General features: G+C 74.3%; 22 protein-coding genes and 2 riboswitches. Of the genes, 10 read left to right on the top strand and 12 right to left on the bottom strand.

What is annotated here, in order from left to right; genetic code table 11:
* Positions 1-149: 149 nt before the first annotated feature.
* The 3 genes from VMF51_RS02745 to VMF51_RS02735 are packed head-to-tail and all read right to left on the bottom strand — an operon-like array spanning position 150 to position 4,455.
* Positions 150-2,426, bottom strand: a complete 2,277-nt coding sequence (locus VMF51_RS02745) for an acyl-CoA dehydrogenase (protein ID WP_325472853.1) — start codon at positions 2,424-2,426, stop codon at positions 150-152.
* On the bottom strand, positions 2,423-3,574 hold the full coding sequence (locus tag VMF51_RS02740; protein ID WP_325472852.1) for a steroid 3-ketoacyl-CoA thiolase: 1,152 nt from the start codon (positions 3,572-3,574) through the stop codon (positions 2,423-2,425). Before VMF51_RS02740 ends, VMF51_RS02745 begins: the two co-directional genes overlap by 4 nt.
* Entirely contained in the window at positions 3,571-4,455 is an 885-nt protein-coding gene (locus VMF51_RS02735; RefSeq protein WP_325472851.1) for an SDR family NAD(P)-dependent oxidoreductase, read from the bottom strand. The genes VMF51_RS02740 and VMF51_RS02735 overlap by 4 nt, the downstream gene beginning before the upstream one ends.
* Before the next feature lie 288 nt (positions 4,456-4,743).
* Here VMF51_RS02735 and VMF51_RS02730 point away from each other — a divergent pair, with 288 nt between their 5' ends.
* Positions 4,744-5,922 (top strand): oxygenase MpaB family protein, encoded by a 1,179-nt coding sequence (locus VMF51_RS02730; protein ID WP_325472850.1) that lies wholly within the window; start codon positions 4,744-4,746, stop codon positions 5,920-5,922.
* A 334-nt stretch (positions 5,923-6,256) separates the two neighbouring features.
* Here VMF51_RS02730 and VMF51_RS02725 read toward each other — a convergent pair whose 3' ends face one another.
* Both VMF51_RS02725 and VMF51_RS02720 read right to left on the bottom strand, forming a co-directional pair.
* Positions 6,257-7,456, bottom strand: coding sequence for a TetR/AcrR family transcriptional regulator (locus tag VMF51_RS02725; RefSeq protein ID WP_325472849.1), 1,200 nt, complete (start codon positions 7,454-7,456; stop codon positions 6,257-6,259).
* A gap of 79 nt (positions 7,457-7,535) precedes the next feature.
* Positions 7,536-8,336 (bottom strand): class I SAM-dependent methyltransferase, encoded by an 801-nt coding sequence (locus VMF51_RS02720; RefSeq protein WP_325472848.1) that lies wholly within the window; start codon positions 8,334-8,336, stop codon positions 7,536-7,538.
* Positions 8,337-8,488: 152 nt separating this feature from the next.
* On the opposite strand from VMF51_RS02720, the gene VMF51_RS02715 reads away from it, so the two are divergent.
* From VMF51_RS02715 to VMF51_RS02680, 8 genes are all read left to right on the top strand, one after another.
* Positions 8,489-8,719, top strand: coding sequence for a DUF7218 family protein (locus VMF51_RS02715; RefSeq protein WP_325472847.1), 231 nt, complete (start codon positions 8,489-8,491; stop codon positions 8,717-8,719).
* A 6-nt stretch (positions 8,720-8,725) separates the two neighbouring features.
* Complete coding sequence (locus tag VMF51_RS02710; RefSeq protein WP_325472846.1) at positions 8,726-8,935, top strand: hypothetical protein; 210 nt, start codon at positions 8,726-8,728, stop codon at positions 8,933-8,935.
* Positions 8,936-9,334: a flavodoxin family protein gene (locus tag VMF51_RS02705; protein WP_325473001.1), complete on the top strand. Its 399-nt coding sequence runs from the start codon at positions 8,936-8,938 to the stop codon at positions 9,332-9,334.
* 109 nt (positions 9,335-9,443) lie between these two features.
* A complete protein-coding gene (locus tag VMF51_RS02700) occupies positions 9,444-10,694 on the top strand; it encodes an MFS transporter (RefSeq protein WP_325472845.1) in 1,251 nt (416 codons plus the stop codon).
* A riboswitch (cobalamin riboswitch) is annotated at positions 10,688-10,807 on the top strand. It overlaps the preceding gene by 7 nt.
* 37 nt (positions 10,808-10,844) lie before the next feature.
* Complete coding sequence (cobN, locus tag VMF51_RS02695) at positions 10,845-14,456, top strand: cobaltochelatase subunit CobN (protein WP_325472844.1); 3,612 nt, start codon at positions 10,845-10,847, stop codon at positions 14,454-14,456.
* Complete coding sequence (gene cobF / locus VMF51_RS02690; RefSeq protein WP_325472843.1) at positions 14,453-15,202, top strand: precorrin-6A synthase (deacetylating); 750 nt, start codon at positions 14,453-14,455, stop codon at positions 15,200-15,202. Before cobN ends, cobF begins: the two co-directional genes overlap by 4 nt.
* Entirely contained in the window at positions 15,199-16,683 is a 1,485-nt protein-coding gene (locus VMF51_RS02685) for a cobyric acid synthase (RefSeq protein WP_325472842.1), read from the top strand. The genes cobF and VMF51_RS02685 overlap by 4 nt, the downstream gene beginning before the upstream one ends.
* Positions 16,680-17,405 carry a cobalt-precorrin-6A reductase gene (locus VMF51_RS02680; protein WP_325472841.1) on the top strand — a complete coding sequence of 242 codons (726 nt, stop codon included), beginning with the start codon at positions 16,680-16,682 and terminating at the stop codon, positions 17,403-17,405. The genes VMF51_RS02685 and VMF51_RS02680 overlap by 4 nt, the downstream gene beginning before the upstream one ends.
* Before the next feature lie 4 nt (positions 17,406-17,409).
* On the opposite strand, the gene VMF51_RS02675 is transcribed toward VMF51_RS02680, so the two are convergent.
* The 7 genes from VMF51_RS02675 to VMF51_RS02645 all read right to left on the bottom strand — a co-directional run bounded on the left by VMF51_RS02675 (position 17,410) and on the right by VMF51_RS02645 (position 25,483).
* A complete protein-coding gene (locus VMF51_RS02675) occupies positions 17,410-18,222 on the bottom strand; it encodes a CbtA family protein (protein ID WP_325472840.1) in 813 nt (270 codons plus the stop codon).
* 80 nt (positions 18,223-18,302) lie between these two features.
* Positions 18,303-18,536 carry a CbtB domain-containing protein gene (locus tag VMF51_RS02670; protein ID WP_325472839.1) on the bottom strand — a complete coding sequence of 78 codons (234 nt, stop codon included), beginning with the start codon at positions 18,534-18,536 and terminating at the stop codon, positions 18,303-18,305.
* Positions 18,537-18,678: 142 nt separating this feature from the next.
* Positions 18,679-19,629: a cobalamin biosynthesis protein gene (locus tag VMF51_RS02665; RefSeq protein ID WP_325472838.1), complete on the bottom strand. Its 951-nt coding sequence runs from the start codon at positions 19,627-19,629 to the stop codon at positions 18,679-18,681.
* Entirely contained in the window at positions 19,626-22,049 is a 2,424-nt protein-coding gene (locus VMF51_RS02660; RefSeq protein WP_414689430.1) for a cobyrinate a,c-diamide synthase, read from the bottom strand. The genes VMF51_RS02665 and VMF51_RS02660 overlap by 4 nt, the downstream gene beginning before the upstream one ends.
* 7 nt (positions 22,050-22,056) lie before the next feature.
* Positions 22,057-22,671, bottom strand: a complete 615-nt coding sequence (cobO, locus tag VMF51_RS02655) for a cob(I)yrinic acid a,c-diamide adenosyltransferase (protein ID WP_325472836.1) — start codon at positions 22,669-22,671, stop codon at positions 22,057-22,059.
* The gene (cobA, locus tag VMF51_RS02650; RefSeq protein WP_414689434.1) at positions 22,671-23,429 is read right to left on the bottom strand and encodes a uroporphyrinogen-III C-methyltransferase; all 759 of its coding nucleotides are present in this window, start codon (positions 23,427-23,429) and stop codon (positions 22,671-22,673) included. Before cobA ends, cobO begins: the two co-directional genes overlap by 1 nt.
* Positions 23,430-23,434: 5 nt before the next feature.
* On the bottom strand, positions 23,435-25,483 hold the full coding sequence (locus VMF51_RS02645; RefSeq protein ID WP_325472834.1) for a VWA domain-containing protein: 2,049 nt from the start codon (positions 25,481-25,483) through the stop codon (positions 23,435-23,437).
* A 36-nt stretch (positions 25,484-25,519) separates the two neighbouring features.
* A riboswitch (cobalamin riboswitch) is annotated at positions 25,520-25,675 on the bottom strand.
* Between the two features lie 26 nt (positions 25,676-25,701).
* Here VMF51_RS02645 and cbiE point away from each other — a divergent pair.
* The gene (cbiE, locus tag VMF51_RS02640) at positions 25,702-26,937 is read left to right on the top strand and encodes a precorrin-6y C5,15-methyltransferase (decarboxylating) subunit CbiE (protein ID WP_325472833.1); all 1,236 of its coding nucleotides are present in this window, start codon (positions 25,702-25,704) and stop codon (positions 26,935-26,937) included.
* Positions 26,938-26,942 lie beyond the last annotated feature (5 nt).

Below are 26,942 nucleotides of genomic sequence, written 5' to 3'. Positions count from 1 at the left end.
CGTACTTGGCGCTGGTTCTCGGGTCACCGGGTTTCGGGGCTCAGGACTTCGTCCTTCGCACCTCAACCGGCGTCGGGGGGTGTCCGTCGTACCCGGCGCTGGTTCTCGGGTCACCGGGTTTCGAGGCCCAGGACTTCGTCCTTCGCACCTCAACCAGCGTTACGTTCGGCGGCCGTGGTGCCTGGCGCTGATTCTCGGGTGGCGGGGTTTCGAGGCTCGCCGGGGAGGCCGAGGACGCGGCGGGCGATGACGTTGAGCTGGATCTCGATGGTGCCGCCGCCGAAGAGTACGGCGGGCACGCCCAGGTGGTCGACGGCGTACGGCGTCGACGCGTCGTCGACGGCGCCGAGCGGTCCGAGCAGCCCGATCAGCGCGCGGGACCCGTCGCGTTGGGCGAGGGCGTTGAACACCTTCTGCACGCTGGCCGTGGCTCGCTGGTCCGCGCCGGCGAGGCGGGCGACGGTGCCGCGGAGGGCGAGCGCGGCGAGCGTCATCTCGCGCGAGACGCAGGTGCCGAGGACCCGGAGCGCCTCGTCGGGGTCGGCGGCGCACGTTCCGTCCGCGACGGCGCGGCGTACCTGGTCCGAGGACCCGTGCCCGAGGACCGCGCCCATGTTGAGCCGCTCGTTGGCCAGGGTCGTCGTGGCCAGCGTCCAGCCCTGACCGGGGCCGCCCACCAGGCAGTCGTCAGGCACGAAGACCTCGTCGAGGAAGACCTCGTTGAACTCCGACCGGCCCGTCGCCTGCCGGATCGGGCGTACGTCGACCCCTGCCGAGCGCATGTCGACGAGGAAGTACGAGATGCCGGCGTGCCGCGCCGTATCGACGTCGGTCCGCGCGAGGCAGACGCCCCAGTCGGCCTCGTGCGCGTAGGAGTTCCACACCTTCTGCCCGGAGAGGACCCAGCCTCCGTCGACCCGGCGCGCCCGGGTCGACAGTCCTGCGAGGTCGGAGCCCGCGCCGGGCTCGCTGAACAGCTGGCACCACACGATCTCGCCGCGCAGCGTCGCCGGGACGAAGCGCTCGCGCTGGGCGTCGTCGCCGTGCTCGAGGAGGGTGGGCAGCACCCACTCGCCGATCACCGTCGTGGGCTGCGGCAGGCCCCGCCGCTCGAACTCCTGCGCGATCACGGCCTGCTGCTCGGCCCCCGCACCACGCCCGTACGGCGCCGGGTAGTGCGGCGCCACGAGCCCGGCCGCGGCGAGGACGGCGCGGCGGCGACCACCACGCACCGGTCCCCAGCCGGTCAGGACGCCGTCGTCGTCGGGCTCCTGCAACGCCCGGTCCAGGACGACCCCGACCTCGGCGCGCAGGTCCGGGAGGGCGTCGTCGGCCACGAGCGCGAAGTCGCGCCGGTGATCGTTCGACAGTTCGCCGAGTCGCTTCGCCCAGCGGGACTCCGGCCCGACCAGCGCGGCGTCCTCGACGGCACGCCGCCAGTACAGGTGGGCGTCGTGCTCCCAGGTGAACCCGATCGCCCCGAGCAGGCTCACGCACTCCACCGCGACGTCGACCGCCGCCGGCGCAGCCACGAGAGCGGCCTGGTGAGCCGCGAGCGCCTGCTGCTCGCGCGCGCCGCCGGCCGCACGTGCGGCGTCCCACGCGGCGGCCGTGGCGCACTCGGAGCGCACCAGCATCATCGCGAGCTTGTGCTGGACGGCCTGGAACGACCCGATCGGCCGGCCGAACTGGTGCCGGCCGCGGGCGTGCTCGACCGCGGTGCCCACCAGCCAGCGACAGACCCCACTCGCCTCGGCGGCGTACAGCGTCTGCGCGACGAGCTCACGCTCCACGGGCGGCGGCACCGGGAGGAGGTCGTCGGCTCCGACCACGTGGTCCTGGAGCCGGAGCACTCCGAGCGAGCGGGTCACGTCGGTGCCCGTCCGGACCACGATCTCGACGGATGGCGCCTCGTGCAGCCGGAACCACACCTCCCGACCGTCGGCCGTCCGAGCCGCCACCAGCACGACCTCGGCGCCCGGCAGTCCCGAGACCGGATGACTGATCCCGGAGACCCGCCAGCCCGCGCCGTCGGCGACGGCCACCAGCGCGTGTCCCCCGACGACCGCTCCCGTGGCGCCGTCGGCGAACTCCCGCAATGCCTGCTCGCGCGCGCCGGCGGGAGGGGCGACAGCCACCGTCGCGCTCGCGATCACCGTCGACAGGAACGGACCGGGGAACAGGGCGTGGGCGAGCTCCTCGGTGACGACCGCCAGCTCGGTGAGGCCCGCGCCCCCGCCGTGCGGCTCGGGCAGATGGACCGCATGCAGCTCCTGGGCGACCAACCGCTCCCACGAGTCGGTACGCCGCCCCGCCGTGAGCTCGGCGAGGGAGTCGCGCGTCGCCGCGATGTCGGCGGCCCGGCTCGCGAAGCCGCGCACGGCGTCCGCCAGGTCGCGCTGGTCCTGCGTGGTCGCGAGGCTCACAGGCGCTCCAGAACGAGACAGGTGGTGGATGCCGACGCGCAGATGGCCACCATGGCCAAGGTCCCGTCACGGCGGACGAGCTCACCGAGCGCCGTCGCGACGAGCCGGATGCCGGTGGCCCCGGCGGGATGCCCGAGCGCGATCGCGCCGCCCTGCGGGTTGAGGCGGTCCTCGTCGACGCCGTGGACGCGGGCGAACGACATCGGCACCGAGGCGAACGCCTCGTTGACCTCCACGACGTCCAGATCGCCGATCTTCATGCCCAACCGGTCGAGCAGGATCTGCCCACCCCGCACCGGCCCGTCGAGCATCAGCTCCAGGTCGCCCCCGATCACGCACTGGGCGAGGATCCGCGCCCGCGGTGTCAGCCCCCATGCCTGTGCGGCCGCCGCGGAGGCGAGCACGGCAGCGCTGGCACCGTCGCTGATCTGGGAGGAGGTCCCGGCCGTGTGCAGCCCGCCGTCCTTCACCGGGCGGAGCCCGGCGAGCGCCTCGAGGCTGGTCTCGCGCAGCCCCTGGTCGCGGCGTACGACGTCCGTCGTACCGTCGGCGCGCGTGACCTCGACCGGCAGGATCTGGTCGTCGAAACGCCCCGCGTCCCAGGCCGCCCGGGCGCGCTGCTGGGAGCGCAGCCCGAAGGCATCGAGGTCGGACCGGCTGAAGCCGCGACGGAGCGCGATCCGGTCGGCGGCGGTGTACTGGTCGGGCGTGTCCAGCGCCCAGTCCGCGGGCCGCGGCGTACCGAGCCCGGTGCCGGACTTCGGGGTGAGCGGCACCCGGGACATCAGCTCCACCCCGCAGGCGACCCCGAGGTCGACAGCGCCCATGGCGATCTGACCCGCGAGCAGCAGCGTCGCCTGGGCCGCCGTCCCGCACTGGGCGTCGATGGTCGTCGCCCCGGTCCCGGCGGGCAGCCCCGCGTGCAGCCAGGCGGTCCGGGTGACGTGCCCGTACTGCTCCCCCACGGGCGTCACGCAGCCGCCGATGACCTGGTCGACCGAGTCTGCGTCGATGCCGAGGCGCTCGATGACGCCGGTCTGCGCGCGTCCGAGCAGCTCGGCGGCATGGACGGGCGCGAGCCAGCCCTCCCGTCTGCCGAACGGGGTGCGCGCGGCATCGAGGATGACGGGCGTGGTCGCCAGGGTCATGCGAGCTCCTCGGTGGAGGTGGATGCGGGACGGCCGTCGAGCGCGCGGACCGGGACCTGCCACTGCTCGAGGAGGTCGAGGCTGACGGTGACGTTGCCGGTGACGTCGGCCGGGCAGCGGCACAGGATGAGCGCGCCCTCGACCATCTCCTCGATCGACTCCATGATCGAGGTGTCGACCTGGTCGCCGACCAGGACGTCGGCCCCCTCGGTGAGGACGCCGAAGCGTGGCTCGACGGTGTTCACCCGTACGCCGGTGCCGTACAGCTCGGTGCCGAGACCGTTCGTGAGCCGGTTCAGCGCAGCCTTCGAGCTCCCGTAGACCGCCATCGCGGTGCCGGGTGGCACGAGTGCGAACGGCGGACCGGTACGGATCTTGGCCGTCGCGCTCGACAGGTTGACGATCCAGCCCTCGCGCCGCTCGACCATGCCGGGGAGCACCGCCTGGGCGAGGTCCAGCGGCGCGTGCACGTTCGCCTCGAAGACCAGCCGGCGCCGATGCAGGGGGAAGTCGGCCAGCGGCTGGTAGATCGCCGCCGCCGCGTTGTTCACCAGGATGTCGATCGGACCACCGAGCAGGCGCTCGGCCTCCGGCACCAGCTCCTGGCGCGCGTCCGCGTCGGTCAGGTCCGCCGCCACCGTCGCGACCCGGCCGCCGTACGACGACAGCCGCCGCGCGACGGACTCCAGCGAGCCCGGGAGCCGCGAGTCGTCGTCGCTGCGCGTGCGGCCGGTCAGGACGACGTCGGCGCCCTCAGCGGCGAGCCGCTCGGCCAACGCCGCCCCGATGCCGCGGGTGGAGCCCGTGACCAGTGCCCGCCGGCCGCGCAGGGTGGAGGCCGGGGGAAGCCCACCCGGTTCCGTCGGAACGCCGGTCCTCATCGTGGCCTCCTGCAACTCGTCGGGCCTCGCACGCTAGGGAGCGGACCCGCCGCCGTCCGGCCGCAGTCCCGCTGGACGAAACATCAGGTCCCTCGACGTCGTCGCGAACACGCTCCGCGGATGCTCTTGCCAGCACGCGCGAGGCTCCGTAAGTTAATGGTGAATCACATCACACGAGGATGTCGCGAGGGAGCCAGGACCGCCGCAGGAACGCGGTCCGCGCCGCCACCGAGGCGTCCGGTCTCTCGGAAAGCGGGCAGTCAGATGAGCACAGTCAGCAGGCGCAACGTGTTGTCCCTCGGAGCCGCCCTCGGGCTCACCGGGGCGCTGGCCCCGTCCGCCGCCTGGTCGTGGGCTCCCTCGGGGTCCATCGCGGGCACCGGCACGGGGATCGACCCCCAGTGGGTGTGGGACGACGAGATCGACCGGATCATGGCGGGCGTCATCGACGCGGGACAGGTCCCCGCGGTGAACGCGGCGTACGGCTCCTGGGTGAACAACGACGACGCCGTACCTGCCGGGCTGCCGCCGGAGCTGCGCGCCTACCTCCAGCGGACCACGCGGCTCCCGGACTGGGCGGACGTCGGCAAGCTCCGCCGGGCGGCCGACTACAACCGCCGCAAGGACACGTACTTCTTCGTGATCTACGGCATCGGCGGCGGGATCATGAGCACCGTCATCCCGCGTGAGGCGAAGTCCGTCTACTGGTCCAAGGGCGGCGCCGACATGCAGGACCGGGCGGCCAAGACGTTCACCTTCGGCTACGACATGGCCGAGCTCGGCGGCTACGAGCCGCGCGGACAGTTCCTGGTCACGGCCAACAAGACCCGCACGGTGCATGCCGCCGTACGCCACCTCCTCCCCCAGTCCCCGCACTGGCGCGCGGTCGCCGACGAGCGCATCCCGATCAGCAACCACGACATCCTGGTCACGTTCCACTCCACGGGCACGTTCGCCCACAAGAAGCTGAAGGAGTGGGGCGCTGCCGGCTCCGCCGCCGACCAGGAGGCGTTCCTGCATTCGTGGCAGGTCGCCCTGCACCTGCTCGGAGTGCACGACGAGTACATCCCCGCCACCTGGAACGACGCGCACGCCCAGTCCGCCCAGATCCTGACCCCGATCCTCAACCCCACCCTCGAGGGACGCGAGCTCGCCGAGGTGCTGCTCGGTCTCACCGCCCAGGTCGACCTCGGGGTCACCCGCGGCTTCCTCAACGAGTTCGTGCGCTACCAGCTGGGCGACCAGGTCGGCGACTGGCTCAACCTCCGACGCGACTACGCCGCCAAGGCCCTCATCCGCACGGCCTGGCCGGCGTACGTCGGGTTCCGCGAGGGGACGGTGCGGATCATGCCGGTGACCTACTACATGTTCGACCAGTTCATCCGCGCCCTGGCCATGGCGTTCCTCAACAAGGGCCAGGACGGCAAGACGACGCCGATCACGGTCCCCGACACGAACCGGCCCTGACGCTGGTCGAGGTGCCGTACGCCGGTCTCGAGGCCGCCGTACGACTCACCGGGTTTCGAGGCTCAGGACTTCGTCCTTCACACCTCAACCAGCGACGCTGGCTGAGGTGCGAGGCGCGCCAGCGCCGAGCCTCGAAACCCGTCTTGCCGAGAAGCGGCGCCGAGCGAGGCCGCCGTACGACTCACCGGGCTTCGAGGCTCAGGACTTCGTCCTTCACACCTCAACCAGCGACGCTGGCTGAGGTGCGAGGCGCGCCAGCGCCGAGCCTCGAAACCCGTCTTGCCGAGAAGCGGCGCCGAGCGAGGCCGCCGTACGGCTTGCGGGGTTTCGAGGCTCAGGACTTCGTCCGTCGCACCTCAACCGGCGTGGGGGTGCCGAGGGCGCCGAGGAGGAGGGCGGTGACGGCGTCGCGGTTGGTGTCGGTGTCCTGCCAGCGCAGGAGGCGGCCGGCCTCGACGACCGCGCCGAAGCCGGCGTGGACGAGGGTGCGGACCTGGCGGGCGTCGAGCTGGGGGCGAGCGGCGGCGAGGCGCTCCTCCCAGCGGGACATGTGGGTGTGCTGGGCCTCGATGACCGGTGCGCGCAGCGCGGGCGGCAGGCCGACGATCTCCGCCTCGGCGACGCTGATCAGCGCGGTGTTCTCGAAACGGTAGGCGACGTACGCCGCCGCGAGTGCCGACAGCTCGTCGGCCGGGTCGTGCACCTCGTTCAGGGCCTGGGTCACGGCCTGCTCCAGCGTGGCCGCCGTCCGCAGGCAGGCCGCGGCCAGGATGTCGGCCTTCGCCGGGTAGTGCCGGTAGATCCCGGACGGACCGAGACCGACGGCGCCGGCGATCTGCTCCATGCTCACGTGGTGGTAGCCGTGCCGGGCGAAGAGCGGGATGGCCGCCCACAGGATCTGTGCCCGCCGGCCGACGGGCTCCGCCTGGGCCGGCAGGCGTACGCCGGAGGCGGTGGGCGCGGCGGCGCCCGGGTCCACCGCGGCCACGCCGAGCGCGGACTCCACCAGGGTGGTCACCGCACGCTGGCGGGCGATCGGCGTGTGGTGCAGGGTGATCGACCCGATCGCGCCGAGCGCCGCCGCCGCGCGCAGCCGTACGTCGCTGCCGCCCAGGTCGCGCTCGAGGGCGACGGCCGTCGAGTCGACCACGGAGGCGAACTTGGCCCGCAGGTCGCGTCGCTCACCGGCCTCCAGGAACCGGGCCTCCCAGCGGTAGACCCCGCCCGAGGCCCGGTGCTCGAACGTCACCTGGGCCAGCGCGCGCAGCAGGTCCGAGAGCGTGGCCGAGCCGGGCAGGTCGTCCAGGACGTCACGCAGCCGGTCCACCATCAGGTTGGTGCACTCGGCGAACAACGCGTACTTGTTCGGGAAGTGCCGGTAGAGAGCCGTCGCGGTGATGCCGACCTTCGCGGCCATCTCCTCCATCGAGGCGCCGTGGTAGCCGCGCTCGCTGAAGATCGGTCCGGCCGCGTCCAGGATCAGCTGGCGGCGGTTGCCCGGGCGCCGGCGTACCGGACTCTCCTCGACCGTCATCCCCGCCTCCGTCCGCCCCGGCGACCTGCGGGCCTTGCTGTGCAGGTCCAGTCAATCACGCTGGACGTAGGCCGCCGCGTCAGGCGATGCCGCAGACCAGCCCCTCGGTCAGGTCGTGCCAGATCAGGTCCACGTCGGCGAAGCCGGCCTCGCGGAGCGCCTCGAGGTGGAACTCGCGGCTCGGCGCCTGGTTCTCGGCGCGCTCCCCGAAGGTCGCGTCGTGGGCGGCGACCTCGGTCGCGAACTCCGGCACCGCCCGGACCCGGTCCCACCAGGTCTCCCAGTCCTGCGCACCCTCGGCGACGGCACGCTCCTCGCGCACCCGCCCGACCGCGCGGACGACGTCGGCGATGGTGTCCCAGGGGCGCTGCGCAGGGAGGTAGTCGCCGTTGAGGAAGACCCCGCCGGGGGTGAGCAGGCGGTGCACCTGGCCGTACAGGTCGCTGAGCTGACCTCCCGTCAGCCAGTGCAGCGCGGTCGTCGAGATCACCGCGTCGAACGTGTCGCGCGGGAGAAGCCGGGTCCAGGCCGGGTCGCGCAGGTCTCCGGTCAGCCAGGTCGGGGGGCGTACGGCGTCTGCCTGGTCGAGACGGCCGAGCTCGACGAGGAGCGGGTCGAGGTCGATCGCCACCACGTCGGCCTGCGGGTGGCGCTTCAGCACCCGCTTGGTGGCCGATCCGGGTCCGCAGGCCAGGTCCAGGACCCGCAACGGTCGCTGGTCACGCGCCACGTGGTCGATCACGTCGAGCATCAGCTCGAAGCGGGTCTCCCGGTGCGCGATGTAGACCTCCTGCTGGCGCTCCCAGGAGGCGACGAGCTCGCGGGCGAGCGTCGTACGGCTGCGCGGGTCGGCCGTGGCGGGCCGGGTGCTGCTGCTCATGGCGGGGGCTGCTCCGTTCGATGACGCGCCGGCGTCGGTTGTTGCGACTAGTTCGCAACAAGAACCCTAGGAGGCGCCCGGGACAGGTCGGCACCCGGGCCGGTGGGTTCGGCGTCGTCGGGTACCGGGGCAGCCGACGAGAGGAGATCGCCATGCCGAGCAAGTCCGCGAACGTCAAGAACGAGAAGCAGTACGAGGCCCTCAAGGACAAGGGCATGTCCAAGGAGCGCGCCGCGAAGATCGCCAACACCGAGGACGCGTCGAAGCACGGCGGGCAGCAGAGCGGCAAGGGCGGCGACAGCTCCCAGGGCGGCACGACCGCGCAGAAGAAGGAGGCCGGCCGCAAGGGCGGCCAGGCCACCGCCAAGAAGAAGAAGGGCTGAGGCGGGGTGGGCGCGCTGAGCGCCGTCGTCCTCGCCTGCACCCTCAAACCCTCCCCCGCCCCGTCGAGTTCGGTGCTCCTGGGCGAGCAGGTGCTGGACGCCCTCGGGTCGTTCGGTGTCGGCGGCGAGCTGGTCCGCGTGGTCGACCACGACGTCCGCTTCGGCGTCACCACCGACGAGGGCGACGGCGATGCCTGGCCGCAGCTCCGGGCTTAGATCCTGGCTGCCGACATCGTCGTCCTGGCCACCCCGATCTGGCTGGGCCAGCCGGCCTCGGTGTGCAAGATGGTGCTCGAGCGCCTGGACGCGGAACTCGGCGAGACCGACGACGAGGGGCGGATGCTCACCTTCGGCACGGTCGCCGGGGTCGCGGTCGTCGGCAACGAGGACGGCGCGCACCACGTCATCGCGGAGTGCCTGCAGGCGCTCAACGACACGGGCTTCACCATCCCCGCGGCGGGGTCGACGTACTGGGTGGGCGAGGCGATGCAGGCCGTGGACTACGCGGACCTGGACGAGACCCCGGAGAAGACCGCCACCACGACGCGGACCCTGGCCGCCAACGCCACGCACCTGGCCCGGCTGTTGCAGGGCGACTCGTACCCGAGCGCCTGAATCGCCGAGGAGCGGTCACGCGCCGTAGGATGGCCTGAGCTCAGGGTTTCACGCGTCTTGGAGGTGGGTTCGGCGCGTCGTTCCGACGCACCCGAAAGGCACCACCCCCGTGTCACCCCTCGCCTCCTACCGACGGCTCTTCGAGCTCGCCGGCCCGACGTACGTCGTCGTCGCCTTCCTCGCCCGGCTGCCCCTGGCCATGAGCCAGCTGGGTGCCCTGCTCCTCGTCTCCGACGCCACCGGCAGCTACGGGCTCGGCGGACTCTCGGCCGGCGCGCTCGCCGTCGCCAACGCCGTCGGCGCACCGTTCGCCGGTGCGCTCGCCGACCGGATCGGTCAGCGCCACGTCGTCCTCGTGCAGTCCCTGGCAGGCGCCGCTGCCCTGACGCTCCTCGTCGCCCTGGTCCACGCGGACGCCGCCGACGTCGCCGTCGTCGGGGCGGCCGCTCTCGCCGGTCTCGCCATGCCGCAGGTTGGCCCCCTCGCGCGCGTGCGCTGGCGACCGATCACAGCGCGGACGGGCGAGCACCAACGCCGCCTGGTCGACGTCGCGTTCTCCTACGAGGGCGCGGCCGACGAGGCGTCCTTCGCCCTCGGCCCTGCCCTGGTCGGCGCCGGCGTCGTCCTGGTGTCGCCGGGTGGCGCGCTGCTCCTGGCGGCCGCGATGCTCGCGGGGTTCGGTACGGCGTTCGCGCTGCACCGCACCGCCCGCTCGACCCGGCGCGACGGAATCGCGCTGCCGACCGGCCGGCTCGTGACCCCGGTGCTGCTCGTCCTGGTCGCTGCCCAGCTGCTGATCGGGACCCTGTTCGGCGCGACCCAGACGGGGACCACCGTGCTGGCGACCCAGGCCGGCATGCCCGGCGTCGCCGGCCTGGTGCACGCGACGCTCGGGGTCGGCAGCGCCGTCGCCGGGGTCGCCACCGCGTTCCTCCCGGAGCGGATCGGGCCGGAGCGACGGATGCTCGGCGCCTCCGCCGCCCTCCTCGTCCTGTCGCTGCCGCTGCTCGTCGTCGACGGGCTCCCCGCACTCGTCGTCACGGTCGCCCTGCTCGGCTGCGCGGTCGCACCCCTGATGATCGCGGTCTTCACCCTCGCCGAGCGCGTCGTCGTCCCGGCCCGGGTCGCGACGGCCATGACCGTGCTCGCCAGTGCCACCGGCCTCGGGTACGCCCTCGGGTCGAGCACCGCCGGCCGGCTCGCCGACGCGCACGGCCACACCGCGGCGTTCGCCGTCACCGTCACCGCGATGTGCCTCGAGGTCCTCCTCGTCCTCGGCGCCCAGCGGCGCCTGCGCGCCGCGCTCGCCGCCGCGCCCCAGCCGGCGCCCGAGCACGTCGCCGTGCCGACCCTCCCGTAGGCTGCGGCTCACGCCCGCTGCGCAGGAACCCGGTGAGACTCCGGGGCGGTTCCGCCACTGTGACGCGACCTCCGGGTCGCCAGCCAGACACTCGCGCGGGTGGAATCCGACCATTTGACGGGGCGAGAACCCCGGAGGAGGAACCCGGCCATGGCCGCGTCCACGCGCATCTGCCTGCTGTCCACGTCCGACACCGACCTGCTCTCCGCACGCGCGAGCGGCGCCGGCTACACCGTGGCCAACCCGGCCCGGACGTCCGATGCCGACCTGGTCGCCGCATCCGACGGGGCGGACCTGGTGCTGGTGCGGCTCCTCGGCTCCCCGCACGACCTGTGGCCCGGCCTCGCGGAGGTACGGCGCGCCGGCACGCCGGTCGTCGTACTCGGGGGTGAGCAGCAGCCCAGCGCCGAGCTGATGGAGCTCTCCACGGTGCCGATCGGAGTGGCCGCCGAGGCGCACCGCTACCTCGCCGAGGGCGGCCCGGCGAACCTGACCCAGCTGCACGCGTTCCTCTCCGACACCGTGCTGCTGACCGGCGAGGGCTTCGAGCCGCCGGCCGCGGTCCCCGCCTGGGGGTACGCCGAGCGGCCCGCCGGGCCGACGGACCTGCCGCGCGTCGGCCTCCTCTACTACCGGGCGCACGAGAGCAGCGGGAACACCGCGTTCGTGCACGCCCTCGCCGACGCCGTCGACGCGACGGGGCAGGCGGTCGGCGTCCCGGTCTTCGCCAGTTCGCTGCGCAGCGCCCCGGACGACCTGTTCGAGGCCCTGGGGACCTTCGACGCGCTCGTCGTCACGGTGCTCGCCGCCGGCGGCAGCGTGCCGGCGTCGGCCAGCGCCGGCGGGGACGACGAGGCCTGGGACGTCGAGCGGATCGCCGCCCTCGACGTACCGGTCCTGCAGGGGCTGTGCCTGACCAGCAGCCGCGCCGAGTGGGAGGCCAACGACGACGGCGTCACCCCGCTCGACTCCGCCAACCAGATCGCGATCCCGGAGTTCGACGGCCGCGTCATCACGGTGCCGTTCTCCTTCAAGGAGATCGACCCCGACGGTCTCCCCCGCTACGTCGCCGATCCCGAGCGCTGCGCCCGGGTGGCGGGCCTGGCGGTCAACCACGCCCGGCTCCGGCACGTGCCGAACGCCGAGAAGAAGGTCGCGCTGGTGCTCTCGGCGTACCCCACCAAGCACTCGCGGATCGGCAACGCCGTCGGGCTCGACACCCCGGTCTCGGCCGTCCGGCTGCTGCGCCGGCTCCGCGACGCCGGGTACGACCTCGGCGCGCCCGGCGCGGTGCCCGGGCTGGACCTGGACGACGACACCGCCGCCGGCGACGCGCTGATCCACGCGCTGATCGCCGCCGGCGGGCAGGATCAGGAGTGGCTGACCGCCGGTCAGCTCACCGACGCCCATGTCCGCATCACCGGCGAGCAGTACGCCCGCTGGACCGCCGACGTGCCCGCCGCGCTGCGCGAGCAGATGACCGAGGCGTGGGGGGCCGCACCCGGTGAGCTGTTCGTCAACGAGGCCGGCGAGATCGTGCTGGCGACGCTGGTCGCGGGCAACGTGGTGCTGCTGATCCAGCCGCCCCGGGGCTTCGGGGAGAATCCGGTGGCGATCTACCACGACCCCGATCTGGCCCCCACCCACCACTACCTGGCGGCGTACCGCTGGCTGGAGGCGGCCGTCCCGGACGGCGGCTTCGGCGCCCACGCCGTCGTGCACCTGGGCAAGCACGGCTCCCTCGAGTGGCTGCCCGGCAAGAACGCCGCCCTCTCCGCCGAGTGCGGCACCGACGCGGTCCTCGGCAACCTCCCGCTGCTCTACCCGTTCCTGGTCAACGACCCGGGCGAGGGCGCGCAGGCCAAGCGCCGCGCCCACGCCACGATCGTCGACCACCTGGTGCCGCCGATGGCGCGGGCGGAGAGCTACGGCGATATCGCGCGGCTGGAGCAGCTGCTCGACGAGTACGGCAACATCGCGGCGATGGACCCGGCGAAGCTGCCGGCGATCCGGGGCGAGATCTGGCAGCTGATGCAGGCCGCCCAACTGCACCGCGACCTCGGCCTGGACGAGCGGCCCGAGGACGACGACTTCGACGACTTCCTGCTGCACGTCGACGGCTGGCTGTGCGAGATCAAGGACGTGCAGATCCGCGACGGGCTGCACGTCCTCGGCCAGGCGCCCACCGGCGAGGCCCGGGTCAACCTGGTGCTCGCGATCCTGCGCGCGGCGCAGGTGTGGGGCGGGGTCGGGCACGCCGTACCCGGCCTGCGCGCCGCGCTGGGCCTGAGCGACGACGCCCCGACCGCGACCGTGGACACCGTCGAGGCAGAGGCCCGGGCGCTGGTCCTGGCGCTCGAGGAGGCGGGCTGGGACCCGACCGCGATCGACGGTCTGCACGACGACCCGACGGTGCGGCAGGTGCTCCGGTTCGCCGCCACCGAGGTGGTTCCCCGGCTCGCCGACACCACCGACGAGCTGGACCGGCTGCTGCACGCGCTCGAGGGCGGGTACGTCCCGGCCGGACCCTCGGGCTCGCCGCTGCGCGGCCTGGTGAACGTGCTGCCGACGGGTCGCAACTTCTACACCGTCGACCCGCGTGCGGTGCCCTCCCGGCTGGCCTGGCAGACCGGGCAGGCGATGGCCGAGTCGCTGGTCCAGCGCTACCTGGACGAGACCGGCGAGCACCCGACGTCGGTCGGCCTGTCGGTGTGGGGCACGAGCGCGATGCGCACGTCCGGCGACGACATCGCGGAGGTTCTCGCCCTGCTCGGCGTCCGGCCCGTCTGGGACGAGATGTCGCGCCGGGTTCGCGACCTGGAGGTGGTCGACCTCGCCGAGCTGGGCCGACCCCGGATCGACGTGACGGTGCGGATCAGCGGGTTCTTCCGCGACGCGTTCCCGCACGTGGTCGCCATGCTCGACGACGCCGTCCAGCTGGTCGCCGGTCTGGACGAGCCCGACGAGCTCAACTACGTGCGGTCGCACGCCCGCGCCGACCTCGCCGAGCACGGTGACGAGCGCCGGGCCACCACCCGGATCTTCGGCTCCAAGCCGGGCTCGTACGGCGCCGGCATCCTGCAGGTGGTCGAGTCCGGCACCTGGCGCGACGACCAGGACCTCGCCGAGGTCTACACCGCGTGGGGCGGGTTCGCCTACGGCCGCGGCCTCGACGGCGCTCCCGCCGCGGACGACATGCGGACGGCGTACCGGCGGATCAAGGTGGCGGCGAAGAACGTCGACAGCACCGAGCACGACATCGCCGACTCCGACGACTACTTCCAGTACCACGGCGGGATGGTGGCCACCGTGCGGGCGCTGACCGGCGCCGATCCGAAGGCGTACGTCGGCGACTCGACCAGCCCGGACCGGGTCCGGACCCGCACCCTGCAGGAGGAGACCAACCGGGTCTTCCGCGCCCGGGTCGTCAACCCGCGGTGGATCGCGGCCATGCAGCGGCACGGCTACAAGGGCGCCTTCGAGCTCGCCGCGACCGTCGACTACCTCTTCGGCTTCGACGCCACCGCCGGCGTGGTGCACGACTGGATGTACGAGCAGCTCGCCGGCTCCTACGTCCTCGACCCGACCAACCAGGACTTCCTGCGGACCTCCAACCCGTGGGCGCTGCGGAGCATCGTCGAGCGCCTGCACGAGGCGGCCGAGCGAGGCCTGTGGGCCGACCCCGACGCGGAGACCCTGGCCGCGCTGCAGAAGGTCTACCTCGAGGTCGAGGGCGACCTGGAGGAGGACGAGCCGCAGTGAGGCGGGTGCGGGTCGTCGGCGTCGGGATGGGGCCGCACCACCTCACCCGCGAGGCCTCGGAGGCCCTCGCCGGGGCCGACTTCGTGCTGGCGGCGCGCAAGGGTCCCGACGACGAGCTGCTCGGGGTGCGCCGCCGGATCTGCGCCGAGCACGACCTCGAGCTGGTCGAGGTGCCCGACCCGCCCCGTGACCGGGACGACCCCGCCGACTACCTCGGAGCGGTCCGCACCTGGCACCAGGCCCGGACGTCGGCGTACGCCGACGCGCTGGGCGCCCGGCGCGGCACGGCCGCGTTCCTGGTGTGGGGCGACCCCTCGCTCTACGACTCCACGCTCCGCGTCGTCGAGGGGCTCGCCGAGCGGATGCCGCTCGACTGGGACGTCGTGCCCGGGATCAGCGCGCCGCAGCTCCTCGCCGCCCGGCACCGGGTCGTCCTGCACGAGGTCGGCCGGCCGGTCCATCTGACGCCGGCCCGCCGGCTCCCCGACGCGCTGGCCGCGGGGCAGCGCAACGTGCTGGTGATGCTCGGCTCCGAGGACTCACTCACCGCCATCGGCGCGACGGCCGGGCTCGAGGACTGGCAGATCTGGTGGGGCGCCAACCTCGGCGCTGCCGGGGAGCGCCTGGTCGCGGGTGCGCTCGCCGACGTACTGCCCGACCTGGTCGACGCGCGGGCGGCCGCGCGGGCCGAGGCGGGCTGGGTAATGGACGCCTTCCTGCTGCGTGCCCCGGACGACGTCTCGTGAGCGGGTTGCTCGTCGCGGGGACCACCTCCGACGCCGGGAAGTCGATCGTCACGACCGGCCTGTGCCGCGCGTTCGCGCGCCGTGGCGTCTCGGTGGCGCCGTACAAGGCGCAGAACATGTCGAACAACTCGATGGTCTGCCACGGCGCGGACGGCAGCACCGCCGAGATCGGCCGGGCGCAGTGGATCCAGGCCCGCGCCGCCCGGGTCGAGCCGGAGCCCGCGATGAACCCGGTGCTGCTCAAGCCCGGCTCGGACCGGCGCAGCCACGTCGTGGTGATGGGGCGGCCGGCGGGCGAGGTCTCGGCCAGCGACTTCGTCGACGGTCGTCGGCACCTGGCCGCGGCCGCGCACGCGGCGTACGACGACCTGGCGAGCCGCTTCGACGTGGTCGTCGCCGAGGGCGCGGGGAGCCCGGCGGAGATCAACCTGCGCTCCAGCGACTACGTGAACCTGGGGCTCGCCCGGCATGCCGACCTCCCCGTCGTGGTCGTCGGCGACATCGACCGGGGCGGCCTGTTCGCCGCGATGTTCGGGACCCTCGCGCTCCTCGAGCCCGACGACCAGCGTCTGGTCGCGGGGTTCGTGGTCAACAAGTTCCGCGGCGACCTGGGCCTGCTCCGACCGGGCCTCGACGAGCTGACCGCGCGCACGGGGCGTGCGGTGCACGGCGTACTCCCCTGGCATCCCGACCTGTGGCTGGACTCCGAGGACGCCCTCGACCTCGAGGGGCGCCGCGGTCGCGGCGACGCCCGCGCGCGGGTCGCCGTGGTCCGGCTCCCCCGGGTCAGCAACTTCACCGATGTCGACGCGCTGGGGCTCGAACCCGATCTGGACGTCGTCTTCGTCAGCGACCCGCGCGACCTGGCCGACGCCGACCTGGTGGTGCTGCCCGGCACCCGCGCGACGATCGCGGACCTCGCCTGGCTGCGCGGGCGCGGACTCGATCGCGCGCTCACCGCCCACGTCGCCGCCGGGAAGCCGGTGCTCGGCCTGTGCGGCGGGTTCCAGATGCTCGGCGAACGCATCGAGGACCCCGACGGCGTGGAGGGGGCGGTCGGTGCCGGAGTCGAGGGGCTCGGCCTGCTGCCGGTGCACACCCGCTTCCAGCCGGAGAAGGTGCTCCGACTGCCCGAGGCGTTGGTCTGGGACGTCCCCGTGGCCGGGTACGAGATCCACCACGGCCGCGTCACCCGGCCGTCCGGCGCCGAGGAGTTCCTGGGCGGCGCGTACGACGGACAGGTGTACGGCACGCTCTGGCACGGCAGCCTGGAGTCCGACGCGTTCCGGGCGGCCTTCCTCGCGCGCACCCTGGGCCTGACCCCGTCGGGGGTCTCCTTCAGCGCTGCCCGCGAGCGGCGCCTGGACCTGCTGGCCGACCTGGTCGAGGAGCACCTCGACGTGCCCGCGCTGCTGGCGCTCGCGCGCGGCGGCGTTCCCGACGATCTGCCCTTGCTGCACACGCAGGTGCGTCCCGGATGAGGGTGCTGCTGCTCGGTGGGACCGCGGAGGCGCGTGAGCTCGCCGCTCTCCTCGTCGCCGATGGCGTCGACGTCGTCTCGTCGTTGGCGGGCCGGGTCGCGCGTCCCCGGCTGCCGGTCGGCCCGGTCCGGATCGGCGGCTTCGGCGGCGTCCCCGGCCTCCGCTCCGCGCTCGCGGAGTACGACGTGGTCGTCGACGCCACCCATCCGTTCGCGCGAGGCATGTCCGCGAACGCGGTCCGCGCCTGTGCTGCCGAGAACATGCCGTTGCTGCGGCTCGAGCGGCCCGGGTGGCCGCTCGACCCCGACTGGCACCGGGCGGCCGACCACGACGAGGCCGCACGCCTGGCCGCCGCGCTGGGCCGACGACCGTTCCTCACCGTCGGTCGCCAGGAGCTGGCCCGCTTCGTCCCGGCACTCGGCGACCGGGCAGTGCTGGCGCGCGTGGTCGACGCCCCGGACCTGGTGCTCCCGCCCGCCTGGGAGCTGGTCACCAGCCGGGGTCCGTACACGCACGAGGGCGACCTGGCGCTGATGGCCGGCCACCGGGCCGACGTACTCGTGACCAAGAACTCGGGCGGGACCTACACCTGGCCGAAGCTGACGGCCGCCGCCGAGCTGGGACTGCCGGTCGTGGTCGTCGACCGACCCGCCCCCGAGCCGGGGGTGGAGGTCGTCAGCGACGCGACGGCGGCGCGGGCCTGGGTGCAGGCCCGCGCCTGACCCGTCAGGCCGGCTGCGCGACCGGTACCGCCGCAGCGACCTGCGGGCTCGGTAGCGCGAGCGGGCGGAGCAGCGCGGTGAGCACGACCCCGAGGCTCACCCACATCGTCGCCAGCGTCAGCAGCGAGCCCACGCGGAACTCCCACAGCACGTCGGCCGGGAAGTCGCCCAGCTCGTTGACCGCGGGCAGCAGCGCAGCTGCGACGGCGACCACGACGACGTACCCGGCCCCAGCGGCGACGGTGGCCCAGTAGCCACCGATGCGTGCGGTGAGCACGCGGGCTGCCGCGACCGTGAGGACGACCGCGATCACCGAGACGAGGACGAAGGCGAAGTAGTAGCCGGTCCGCTCGCCGATGGTGTCGCCGCTGCCGACGGCAGGCGGGGCGGCGGGGTACTTCAGGAACGGCACCAGCGAGAAGGCCAGGAAGCCGAGCGCGGTCACCAGCGCCGTGGAGCCGACGACGGACAGCCGGCCGAGGCGGCCGGCGACGCCTGCCGCCGCCAGGGCGACGATCCCGCCGAGGGCGACGCCGACGGCGACGGTGGCGGTGGCGAGACCCCAGGTCTTCTGGGTGGTGCGGGAGATGCCGCCCTCCTCGTCGCCGTGGGAGTGCCCGCCGGCTTCCTGATGGGCGTGGTCGTGCTCGTGGTCGGGAGCCGTGGCGGGAGGTGCCGGCTCCGCGGAGCCGGCCTCCTCCAGGGCGATGGCGGCGTCCACCGGCGGCTCGCCGACGGCGTACGCGACGAAGAAGGTCAGGAGTCCGGCGACGAGGCCTGCGAGCAGGCCCCGCACCAGGAAGGTACGAGCGGTCATGGATGTGGTCCTCGGGTTCGAAGGGTCGTCACGGTGCCCCCGGGTCGCCCGGGGGTGTGGGAAGCGGCTCGGCTGGGGCCCTAGTGGCAGGGGTAGCCGAGCAGGTGACGCCCGTCGTGGACCCACTCGTGGATCGCGGTTCCGGCGGGGATCGAGACAGCGCCCTGGTCGGCGCTGACGAAGAAGATGACCAGCAGGCCTAGCAGACCGGCGAAGAGCGCCCAGGGGGCGAGCTCACGCAGGTCGACGGTCGGAAGGTCGACGGTGGGCAGGTCGGGTGCGCCGGCGTACGGCGCCGCAGCAGACTGCGACATGGAGGGTCCTCCTCAGGGTGATGCGCCCTGGTCGATGGGGATCTGACGAGCACCTGGGTCTGACTTCACCGCCCGAGGCGGTGTCACAGCAGCGCGACTGTGCCGGATTCCCACCGGCTTCCATGGTGCTCGCGCTCGGATCCTATGCCCTCCGCGCCCGCTGCGGGCGGGTGTCTCGTCGTACGACGGCGACGATCGCGCCGGCTACCGCCACCACGCCCACCCGCCGGGCGAGGGCCGTCGCGGCGGGGACGTGGTGGGGTCGCACCGGGACGCCGTCGCCGAGGACGGCGCGCTCCTCGACGCGGGTGCCGTAGCGGTTGGTGCCGCCGAGTCGTACGCCGAGGGCTCCGGCGAAGGCGGCCTCGACCACGCCGGCGTTCGGGCTGGGGTGGCGGCGGGCGTCGCGTCGCCAGGTCCGCCACGCCTGCCCGGCGGTCGACGGGGACGCGAGCAGGACCGCGAGCCCGCCGTACCGCGCACCGGGCAGCCCGAGCACGTCGTCCAGCCGGGCGGAGGCCCAGCCGAAGCGGAGGTAGCGGGGGATGCGGTGACCGACCATCGCGTCGAGCGTGTTGGCCGCGCGGTGTCCCACCAGGCCGGGGATCCCGGCGACCGCTCCCCACCACAGCGGCGTCGTGACGGCGTCCGAGGTGTTCTCCGCGACCGACTCGACCACGGCGCGCGCGACCTCGTCGGCCGAGAGTTCCGAGGTGTCGCGGCCGACCAGGTGGGTCAACCGCTGCCGGGCGCCCGGGAGGTCGTCCCGCTCCAGCAGGTCGTGGACGGCCAGGGCCTCGCGCTCCAGGCTGCGACCGCCGAGCACCGCCCAGGTCGCGACGGCGGTCGCGGCGGTGTGGGCCACCGGGTGCGCCCGGGTGACCCGCTCCGCGGCCACGCCGAGGCCCGCGCAGCCGCCCACCAGCGCCGCGCAGTACGCCGTGCCGCGCGCGCGCGAGTCGGCGTACGCCGCGCGCTCGACGCGGGTGGCGAGCATCCCGAACCCGGCGACCGGGTGACGGCGGACGGGGTCGCCCCAGCGCCGGTCGGCCCAGTATCCGAGCGCGAGTCCGAGCCCGCGGGAGAACCTCATCCGGCGCCGATCCGGTCGAGCGCCTCGAACAGCAGGGCCGCCGTCTCGGGCGGGCGAACCGCGATCCGGACCCAGTCGCCGTCGAGGCCCGGGAACGTGTCGGCCCGGCGTACGGCGACGCCCTCCGCGCGCAGCGCCTCGCGGGTGCCGGACCCGAGCCGGGCCAGCACGAACGACGTACGCGACGCGAGCACCTCGGTCCCGCGGTCCGCCAACCCCGCGACCATCGCCTGCCGCCATCGGGCGATCCGGGCGGCGCGGGCGACCGACTCGGCGGCGGCCTCGGGCGTCGTGCAGGCCAGCACCGCGTGCACCGTCGGGGTCGACACCGACCACGGCACCTGCTTGGCCGCGAGGCCGGCGATGCTGCGGTCGTTGCCGAGCAGGTAGCCGGCGCGGATGCCGGGGATCGACCAGTGCTTGGTGAGGCTCCGCACGACCAGCAGACCACGCCGACGGTCGCCGGCCAGCGACTCCGGCTCCCCGGCCACGGTGTCCATGAACGCCTCGTCGACCACCACGACCCGCTTGGGCCGACGGAGTCGCAGCAGGTCCTCCGCCGGGTGCAGCACGCCCGTCGGGTTGGTGGGGTTGCCCACCACGACGAGGTCGGCGTCCTCGGGGACGAGCGACGGGTCGAGGCGGTAGCCGTCGGCGGCCCGGCACTCCACCACCGTCACCTCGTGCCCGGCGCGCTCGAGCGCGGCGTGCGGCTCGGTGAACTGGGGGTGCACGACGACGGGTCGGCGCCACTGCTTGAGCCGGGCGACCAGCTCGAAGGCCTCGGCGGCGCCCGCGGTCACGAGGACCTCCTCCGGACGGCGACCGTGCCGTCGGGCCAGCGCCTCCCGTGCGGGGGTGGGATCGGGATAGCCGATGGCGGTCCGCACGCCCTCGACGAGCGCCTCCTCCAGCCAGTCCGGCCGGGGCTCCGGGTGGACGTTGACGGCGAAGTCCACCAGTCCGGCGCCCAGCTCCCGGTCGCCGTGGTGCAGCAGCGGCTGGGGCGCCGGCTCGTCCAGGACCCGCACGCGCGGCGCGGTCGGGACGGCGGGAGGGGGCGTGTCGACGGGCTCAGCCGCGGCCGCCGCGGCGGCAAACCGCTGGGCGAGCTGCGGGTGCCCGGTCCAGTGCAGATGGAGGTACGACGCGTGCAGGGTCGCCGACGCGACGCCGACCTGCTCCCCCTCGACCTCCCACGCCGGATCCCAGCCCCGCGGCGGCCGGGTGAGCGCGGTCCGGTGGAACTCGTGCGCGCGGACCCGCTCGCCGGTCCGGGTCAGCAGGCTGTCGCCGACCGACCGCGCGACCGGGTAGCGCAGCGTCAGCCGGGGGTGCATCGCCGCGGACGCGTCCACCACGCCGGTCATGGCGACACCGTCGAGCGACTCCAGGAGGTAGAGCAGACCGGCACACTCCGCGACCGTCGGCAGCCCGGCACCGACGGCCTCCCGGACCTGCCGCATCAGGGGCCGGTTGGCGGCCAGCCGGGCGGCGTACACCTCGGGGAACCCGCCGCCGAGGTAGAGGGCTCGCGTGCCGGCCGGGAGCTCGGGATCGCGCATCGGGTCGAACGGGACGACCCGACAACCGGCCGCGGCCAGCAGCTCGGCGGTCTCGGCGTAGCCGAAGGTGAAGGCCGGTCCCGCCGCGAGCGCGACCACCGGCGCCTCGTCGCCGGGGCGCACCACCGGCAGGACCTCACTGCCGGGGTCCCACGGCTCCGCCTGGAGGTCCGGGGCGGTCGCCGCGACCTCGAGGACGGCCGCCAGGTCGACGTGGCGGGCGACGTGCTCGCCGAGCCGGGCGACGAGTCCCGCGGCACCGTCCCGCTCACCCGCGGGCACCAGGCCGAGATGGCGCGACGGCGTGCTGAGGCCGTCGTCCGCGGGCACCACCCCGAGCACCGGGATCCGCACGGCGCGCTCGATCTCCGCGATGTTGCGGGCCGATCCGGCGCGGTTCAGCACCACGCCGACGACCTCGATCGTGGGGTCGTAGCCGGCCATCCCGGCGACCACCGCGCCGATCGAGCGCGAGCTGCGGGCGACGTCGACCACGAGGACGACCGGGGTGCGGGTCAGCCGGGCGACGTGGGCGGTCGAGGCGAAGCCGTCGGTGCCGAGGCGGCCGTCGTACAGGCCCATGACGCCCTCGACGACGGCGACGTCCGCGCCCCGCGCACCGTGCAGCAGGAGCGGCGCGACGCGCTCCTCCCCGACGAGGTGGGGGTCCAGGTTGCGGCCGGACCGGCCGGTGGCGACGGCGTGGTAGCCCGGATCGATGTAGTCGGGACCGACCTTGTGGCCGGAGACCGCGAGTCCGCGGTCGCGCAGGGCCGCCATCAGGCCCGTGGCGATCGTGGTCTTGCCCTGGCCGGTCGACGGCGCGGCCACGACGAGCCGCGGCAGCCTCACCACGGGCGGCCTACCACTCGATCCCCCGCTGGCCCTTCTGACCGGTGTCCATCGGGTGCTTCACCTTGGTCATGTCCGTGACCAGGTCGGCGACGTCCAGGAGCGCCGGCGCGGCGCGGCGCCCGGTCACCACGACGTGCTGGCGACCGGGCCGGTTGCTCAGCGTCTCGGCCACGTCGTCGGCGTCCACCCAGCCCCACGCGATCGGGTAGGTGAACTCGTCGAGGACGTAGAGGTCGTGGGTCTCCGCGGCCAGCCGGCGCTTGATCTCCTTCCACCCCTCGGCGGCCGCACGGGCGTGGTCCTCCTCGTCGCCCTGCTTCTTCGACCAGGACCAGCCCGAGCCCATCTTGTGCCACTCGACGGGACCGCCCTCGCCGGTCTGCTCGTGCAGCTCGCCGAGGCGCTCGAGGACGGTCTGCTCGCCGATGCGCCACTTGGCCGACTTCACGAACTGGAACACCCCGATGCTCCAGCCCTGGTTCCAGCTCCGCAGGGCGAGGCCGAAGGCGGCGGTGGACTTCCCTTTGCCGTCGCCGGTGTGGACCATCAGCAGCGGACGGTTGCGGCGCTGGCGGGTGGTGAGCCCGTCCTCGGGTACGGCGAGCGGCTGGCCCTGGGGCATCAGTGGACCTCCTGGAGCAGGGTGGGGACGGCGTACCGGGCGACCTCGCCGATGACCGTGACCGCGGGCGGGGCGATCCCGACCGCGGCGGAGGCGATGCCCGCCAGGTCGGCGACGCGGACCTCCTGGTCGGGATGTCCGCCGCGCGCGATGACGGCGGCCGGAGTGTCCGCGGACAGTCCGTGCCGGATCAGCTCGTCGGTGACGGCGCGCAGGTTGGCGACGCCCATGAGGACGACGAGGCTGGTGCCGGCGCGCGCGAGAGCGGCGTAGTCGAGCGTGCAGGTGGGGTGGCCGGGTGGGACGTGCCCGGAGATGACGCTGAAGCCGTGGACGACCCCTCGGTGGGTGACCGGGATGCCCGCCAGGGCCGGGACCGCGACGGCCGAGCTCACCCCGGGCAGCACCCGGGTCGGTACGCCGGCCTCGGCGCAGGCCAGGACCTCCTCCATGCCGCGGCCGAACACGAAGCCGTCCCCGCCCTTGAGCCGGACGACGCGCCGTCCGGCCCGGGCGTGCTCGACCAGCAGCGCGTTGATCCGCTCCTGGGAGGTGCTGGCGCCGCGGGGCAGCTTGGCGACGTCGACGACCTCGGCGTCGATCCGCGCCCAGGCCAGTGCACCCGCGGGTGCGAGGTGGTCGACGAGCAGGACGTCGGCCTGCTCGACGGCGGCGCGGCCGGCCACCGTCATCAGGCCGGGGTCGCCGGGACCGCCGCTGACGAGGGTCACGGTGCCGGGACACAGCGGGGCGAGCAGCGAGCTCACGCGACGTGTCCCGTGACGACGTCGACCAGTCCGTCGGCGCTGACCTGCGCCATCGGCACGTGCTCGGCACGCAGGTGCGCGGCGAGGGTCGCGGCGAGGCCGAGCCGCAGCGGCCCCTGCTCGCAGTCGACGACCACCCCCGGTACGCCGAGCGATCCGAGGCGTCCGGCCACGCGCTGGGAGCGGGCCACGGCGTCGGGGCCGGCGGTGGCCCGCCCGTCGGTGACCACGATCAGCAGTGGGCGGATCCGCGGGTCGCGCAGCCGCTCGCGCCGCACCAGGTCGTGGGCGGACTCCAGGCCCTCGGCCAGCGGGGTGCGCCCGCCGGTCGCGAGGTCGTCCAAGCGGGTCGCCGCGACCTCGACCGAGCCGGTCGGGGGCAGGACCACCTTGGCGCCGGCACCGCGGAAGGCGATCATCGCCACCCGGTCCCGGCGGCGGTACGCATCGGTCAGCAGGGAGAGGACCGCGGTCTTGACCTGGCCCATCCGCCGCCGAGCGGCCATCGACCCGGAGGCGTCGACGCAGAACAGCAGCAGGTTGGCCTCGCGGCCCTCGCGGACAGCGGTGCGCAGGTCGGCCGGGTCCAGCCGGAGCCGATCGCCCCGGAGGCCGGTGCCCCGGGCGGCGTGCCGCTCGGCGGCGGCCCGCAGCGTCTCGACGAGGTGCAGGGCGCCCCGGCCGGTGCCGCTGCCGATCCGGCGGCCGGTCGTCCCGAGCGCCCGGCTGCGACGTCCAGGAGCGCCCTCCCCCAGCCCGTCCACGGCGAAGAGCCGCGGTCGGTACGCCGCGCCCGCGCGGGCCGGCTCGGCGCTGGGCGCGCCGGGGGCACCGGGCGGCGGCGCCGGTGTCTCGGTGTCGGAGTCGTCGGCGGCCTGGGGTGCCTCGTCCGAGGTCGGTCCCTGGGCGGGTTCCGTCGACTCGGGAGCGTCGTTCGGTGAGCCTGGCTCAGGCTGCCCGTCGGACGTGCCATCGGACGGCTCGGTGGGGTCCTGCGGCGGGTCGGTCGGCTCCGGCGGGTCCGGGAGCTCCTCGTCGCCGAGGATCCGGTCGAGCAGGTCCTCGTCGAGCCCGGGGGCGTCGAACGGGTTGCGCCGGCGCCGGTGCGGCAGGGCGAGCAGCGCGGCGACGCGGATGTCGGCGCGGGTGATCCGGTCGCGACCGACCCAGGCGGCGTGGGCGACCGCGGTCCGGGTGGTGACGATGTCGGCACGCAGGCCGTCGACCTCGAAGGCCGCGCAGACCTCGGCCACCTTGAGCAGGGCCGCGTCGCTCACCTCGACGTCGTCGATCCGGTCCCGGGCCGCGGCGATCCGCCGCGACAGGTCGGCCTGCTCGCCGGCGTACCCGGCGGCGAAGGACTCGGGATCGCGGTCGAACGCGAGCCTGCGCCGTACGACCTCCACGCGCAGGGCGGGGTCGCGGGGCGCGGCCACCTCGACCGTCAGGCCGAACCGGTCGAGCAGCTGCGGGCGCAGCTCGCCCTCCTCGGGGTTCATGGTGCCGATCAGCACGAAGCGCGCGGCGTGGCTGAGCGAGATGCCGTCGCGCTCGACGGTCACGCCGCCGGTGGCCGCCGCGTCGAGCAGCAGGTCGACCAGGTGGTCGTGCAGCAGGTTGACCTCGTCGACGTACAGGACGCCGCGGTGCGCGCGGGCGAGCAGACCGGGCTCGAACTCGACCGCGCCCGCGGTCAGCGCCTTCTCCAGGTGCAGCGAGCCGAGCAGCCGGTCCTCGGTCGCACCGACCGGCAGCTCGACGAGCCGGACGGGACGGCTGACGGTCGTCGCCGTCGTTGCGACAGTGCCGTCGGGCGAGGTCGCGGAGGGGTCGCGGGGATCGATCGAGTACCGATCGCCGTCGTACACCTCGATCCACGGGAGGACCTCGGCGAGACCGCGCACGGTGGTCGACTTGGCGGTGCCCTTCTCGCCGCGCACGAGGACGCCGCCGATCTGGGGGCTGATCGCCGTCAGCACCAGCGCGAGACCGAGGTGGTCGTCACCGGAGGCGACGACGGCAGAGAAGGGGTAGGTCGTTGGCACGTGAGGCTCCCGCTCGCAAGGCCGTTGGATGTGGCGACGCGAGGCCGGTCTTCGGACTTGGCCGGGTCACTCCTGGCGGAGTGCTCGGTTCACCGCAGCGGGCCTGTGCCGGAATCTCACCGGCTTCCCAGATTCTCCCCGTTGTCCTTCCCCACCGCCGGGCGATGGTTGGGCCGCAGGGGCACCTCACGTAGGCCAGGACGATAGCCTCCCGTCCCGTGCCCGTCCCGACAGACCCCCCTCCCGGCGTGTGGATGACCGTCGTCGGAGTCGGCGCCGACGGCCTCCTCGACGATGCTGCCCTCGCGCTGGTGCAGGATGCCGAGGTGCTGCTCGGCGGTCGCCGACATCTCGCGGCGGCCCCCGAGGCGGATGGGCAGGAGCGGTTGACCTGGCCCTCGCCGCTCGCCGACGGACTGCCCGCGCTGCTCGATCGGCTGCGCGGCCGTCGTACCGTCGCGCTGGCGTCCGGCGACCCGATGGTCTCCGGCATCGGCAGCACGCTGGTGCGGGAGCTCGGGGCGGACGCCGTACGGGTGCTGCCCGCGGTGTCCTCCGTCGCGCTCGCCCGGGCGCGGCTGGGCTGGCCGGCCGAGGAGTCCGCGGTCGTCACGCTCGTCGGGCGTCACGAGGAGCGCCTGCTGCGGGAGGTCGCGCCCGGCCGGCGACTGCTGCTGCTCACCTCCGGCCCGGGCACGCCGGCCGTCGTGGGCCGGCTGCTCACCGACGCCGGGTGCGGCGCCGCCGTACTCACCCTGCTGGCCGACCTCGGCTCCGGGCAGGAGTCCCGGATCCGCCGTACGGCGCTCGACTGGGTCGTCGACCCGCTCAACGAGGTGCCCGCCCTGCACGTGCTCGCCGTCGAGATCCCGTCCGACGTCGCCGGCTGGCGCTCCTCGTGGGTGGCGGGGCTGCCCGACGACGCCTTCGAGCACGACGGTCAGCTGACCCGGCGCGACCTGCGCGCCTCCGCCCTCGCGCGGCTCGCGCCCTCCCCAGGCCAGCACCTGTGGGACGTCGGTGCCGGTGCGGGCTCGATCGGCGTCGAGTGGATGCGCGCGCACCCCACCTGCCGCACCACCTCGGTCGAGTCGCACCCCGATCGCGCGGCCCGGATCGCCCGCAACGCCCGGCGACTCGGCGTACCCGACCTCACGGTCGTCGAGGGTCGCGCTCCCGACGCCCTGGCCGGCCTGGCTCCTCCGGACGCCGTCTTCATCGGTGGCGGGGCCACCCGGCCCGGCGTCCTCGACGCCTGCCTGAAGGCCCTGTCCCCCGGCGGCCGGCTGGTGGTGCACGGCGTGACCCTCGAGACCGAGGGCCTCCTGGCCGATGCCCACCGCACCCGCGGCGGCGAGCTGACCCGGATCGCCGTCGAGACCACCGCGCCGGTCGGCACGTTCACGGGCTGGACGCCGGCCCGCACCGTCACCCAGTGGTCCTGGACCCGCTGAGCAGC

Origin of the sequence: Nocardioides sp. (genome assembly GCF_035503875.1) — a bacterium.
In the GTDB taxonomy this organism is placed as follows: Bacteria; Actinomycetota; Actinomycetes; order Propionibacteriales; family Nocardioidaceae; genus Nocardioides.
This window is presented reverse-complemented; position numbering and strand designations above follow the sequence as displayed.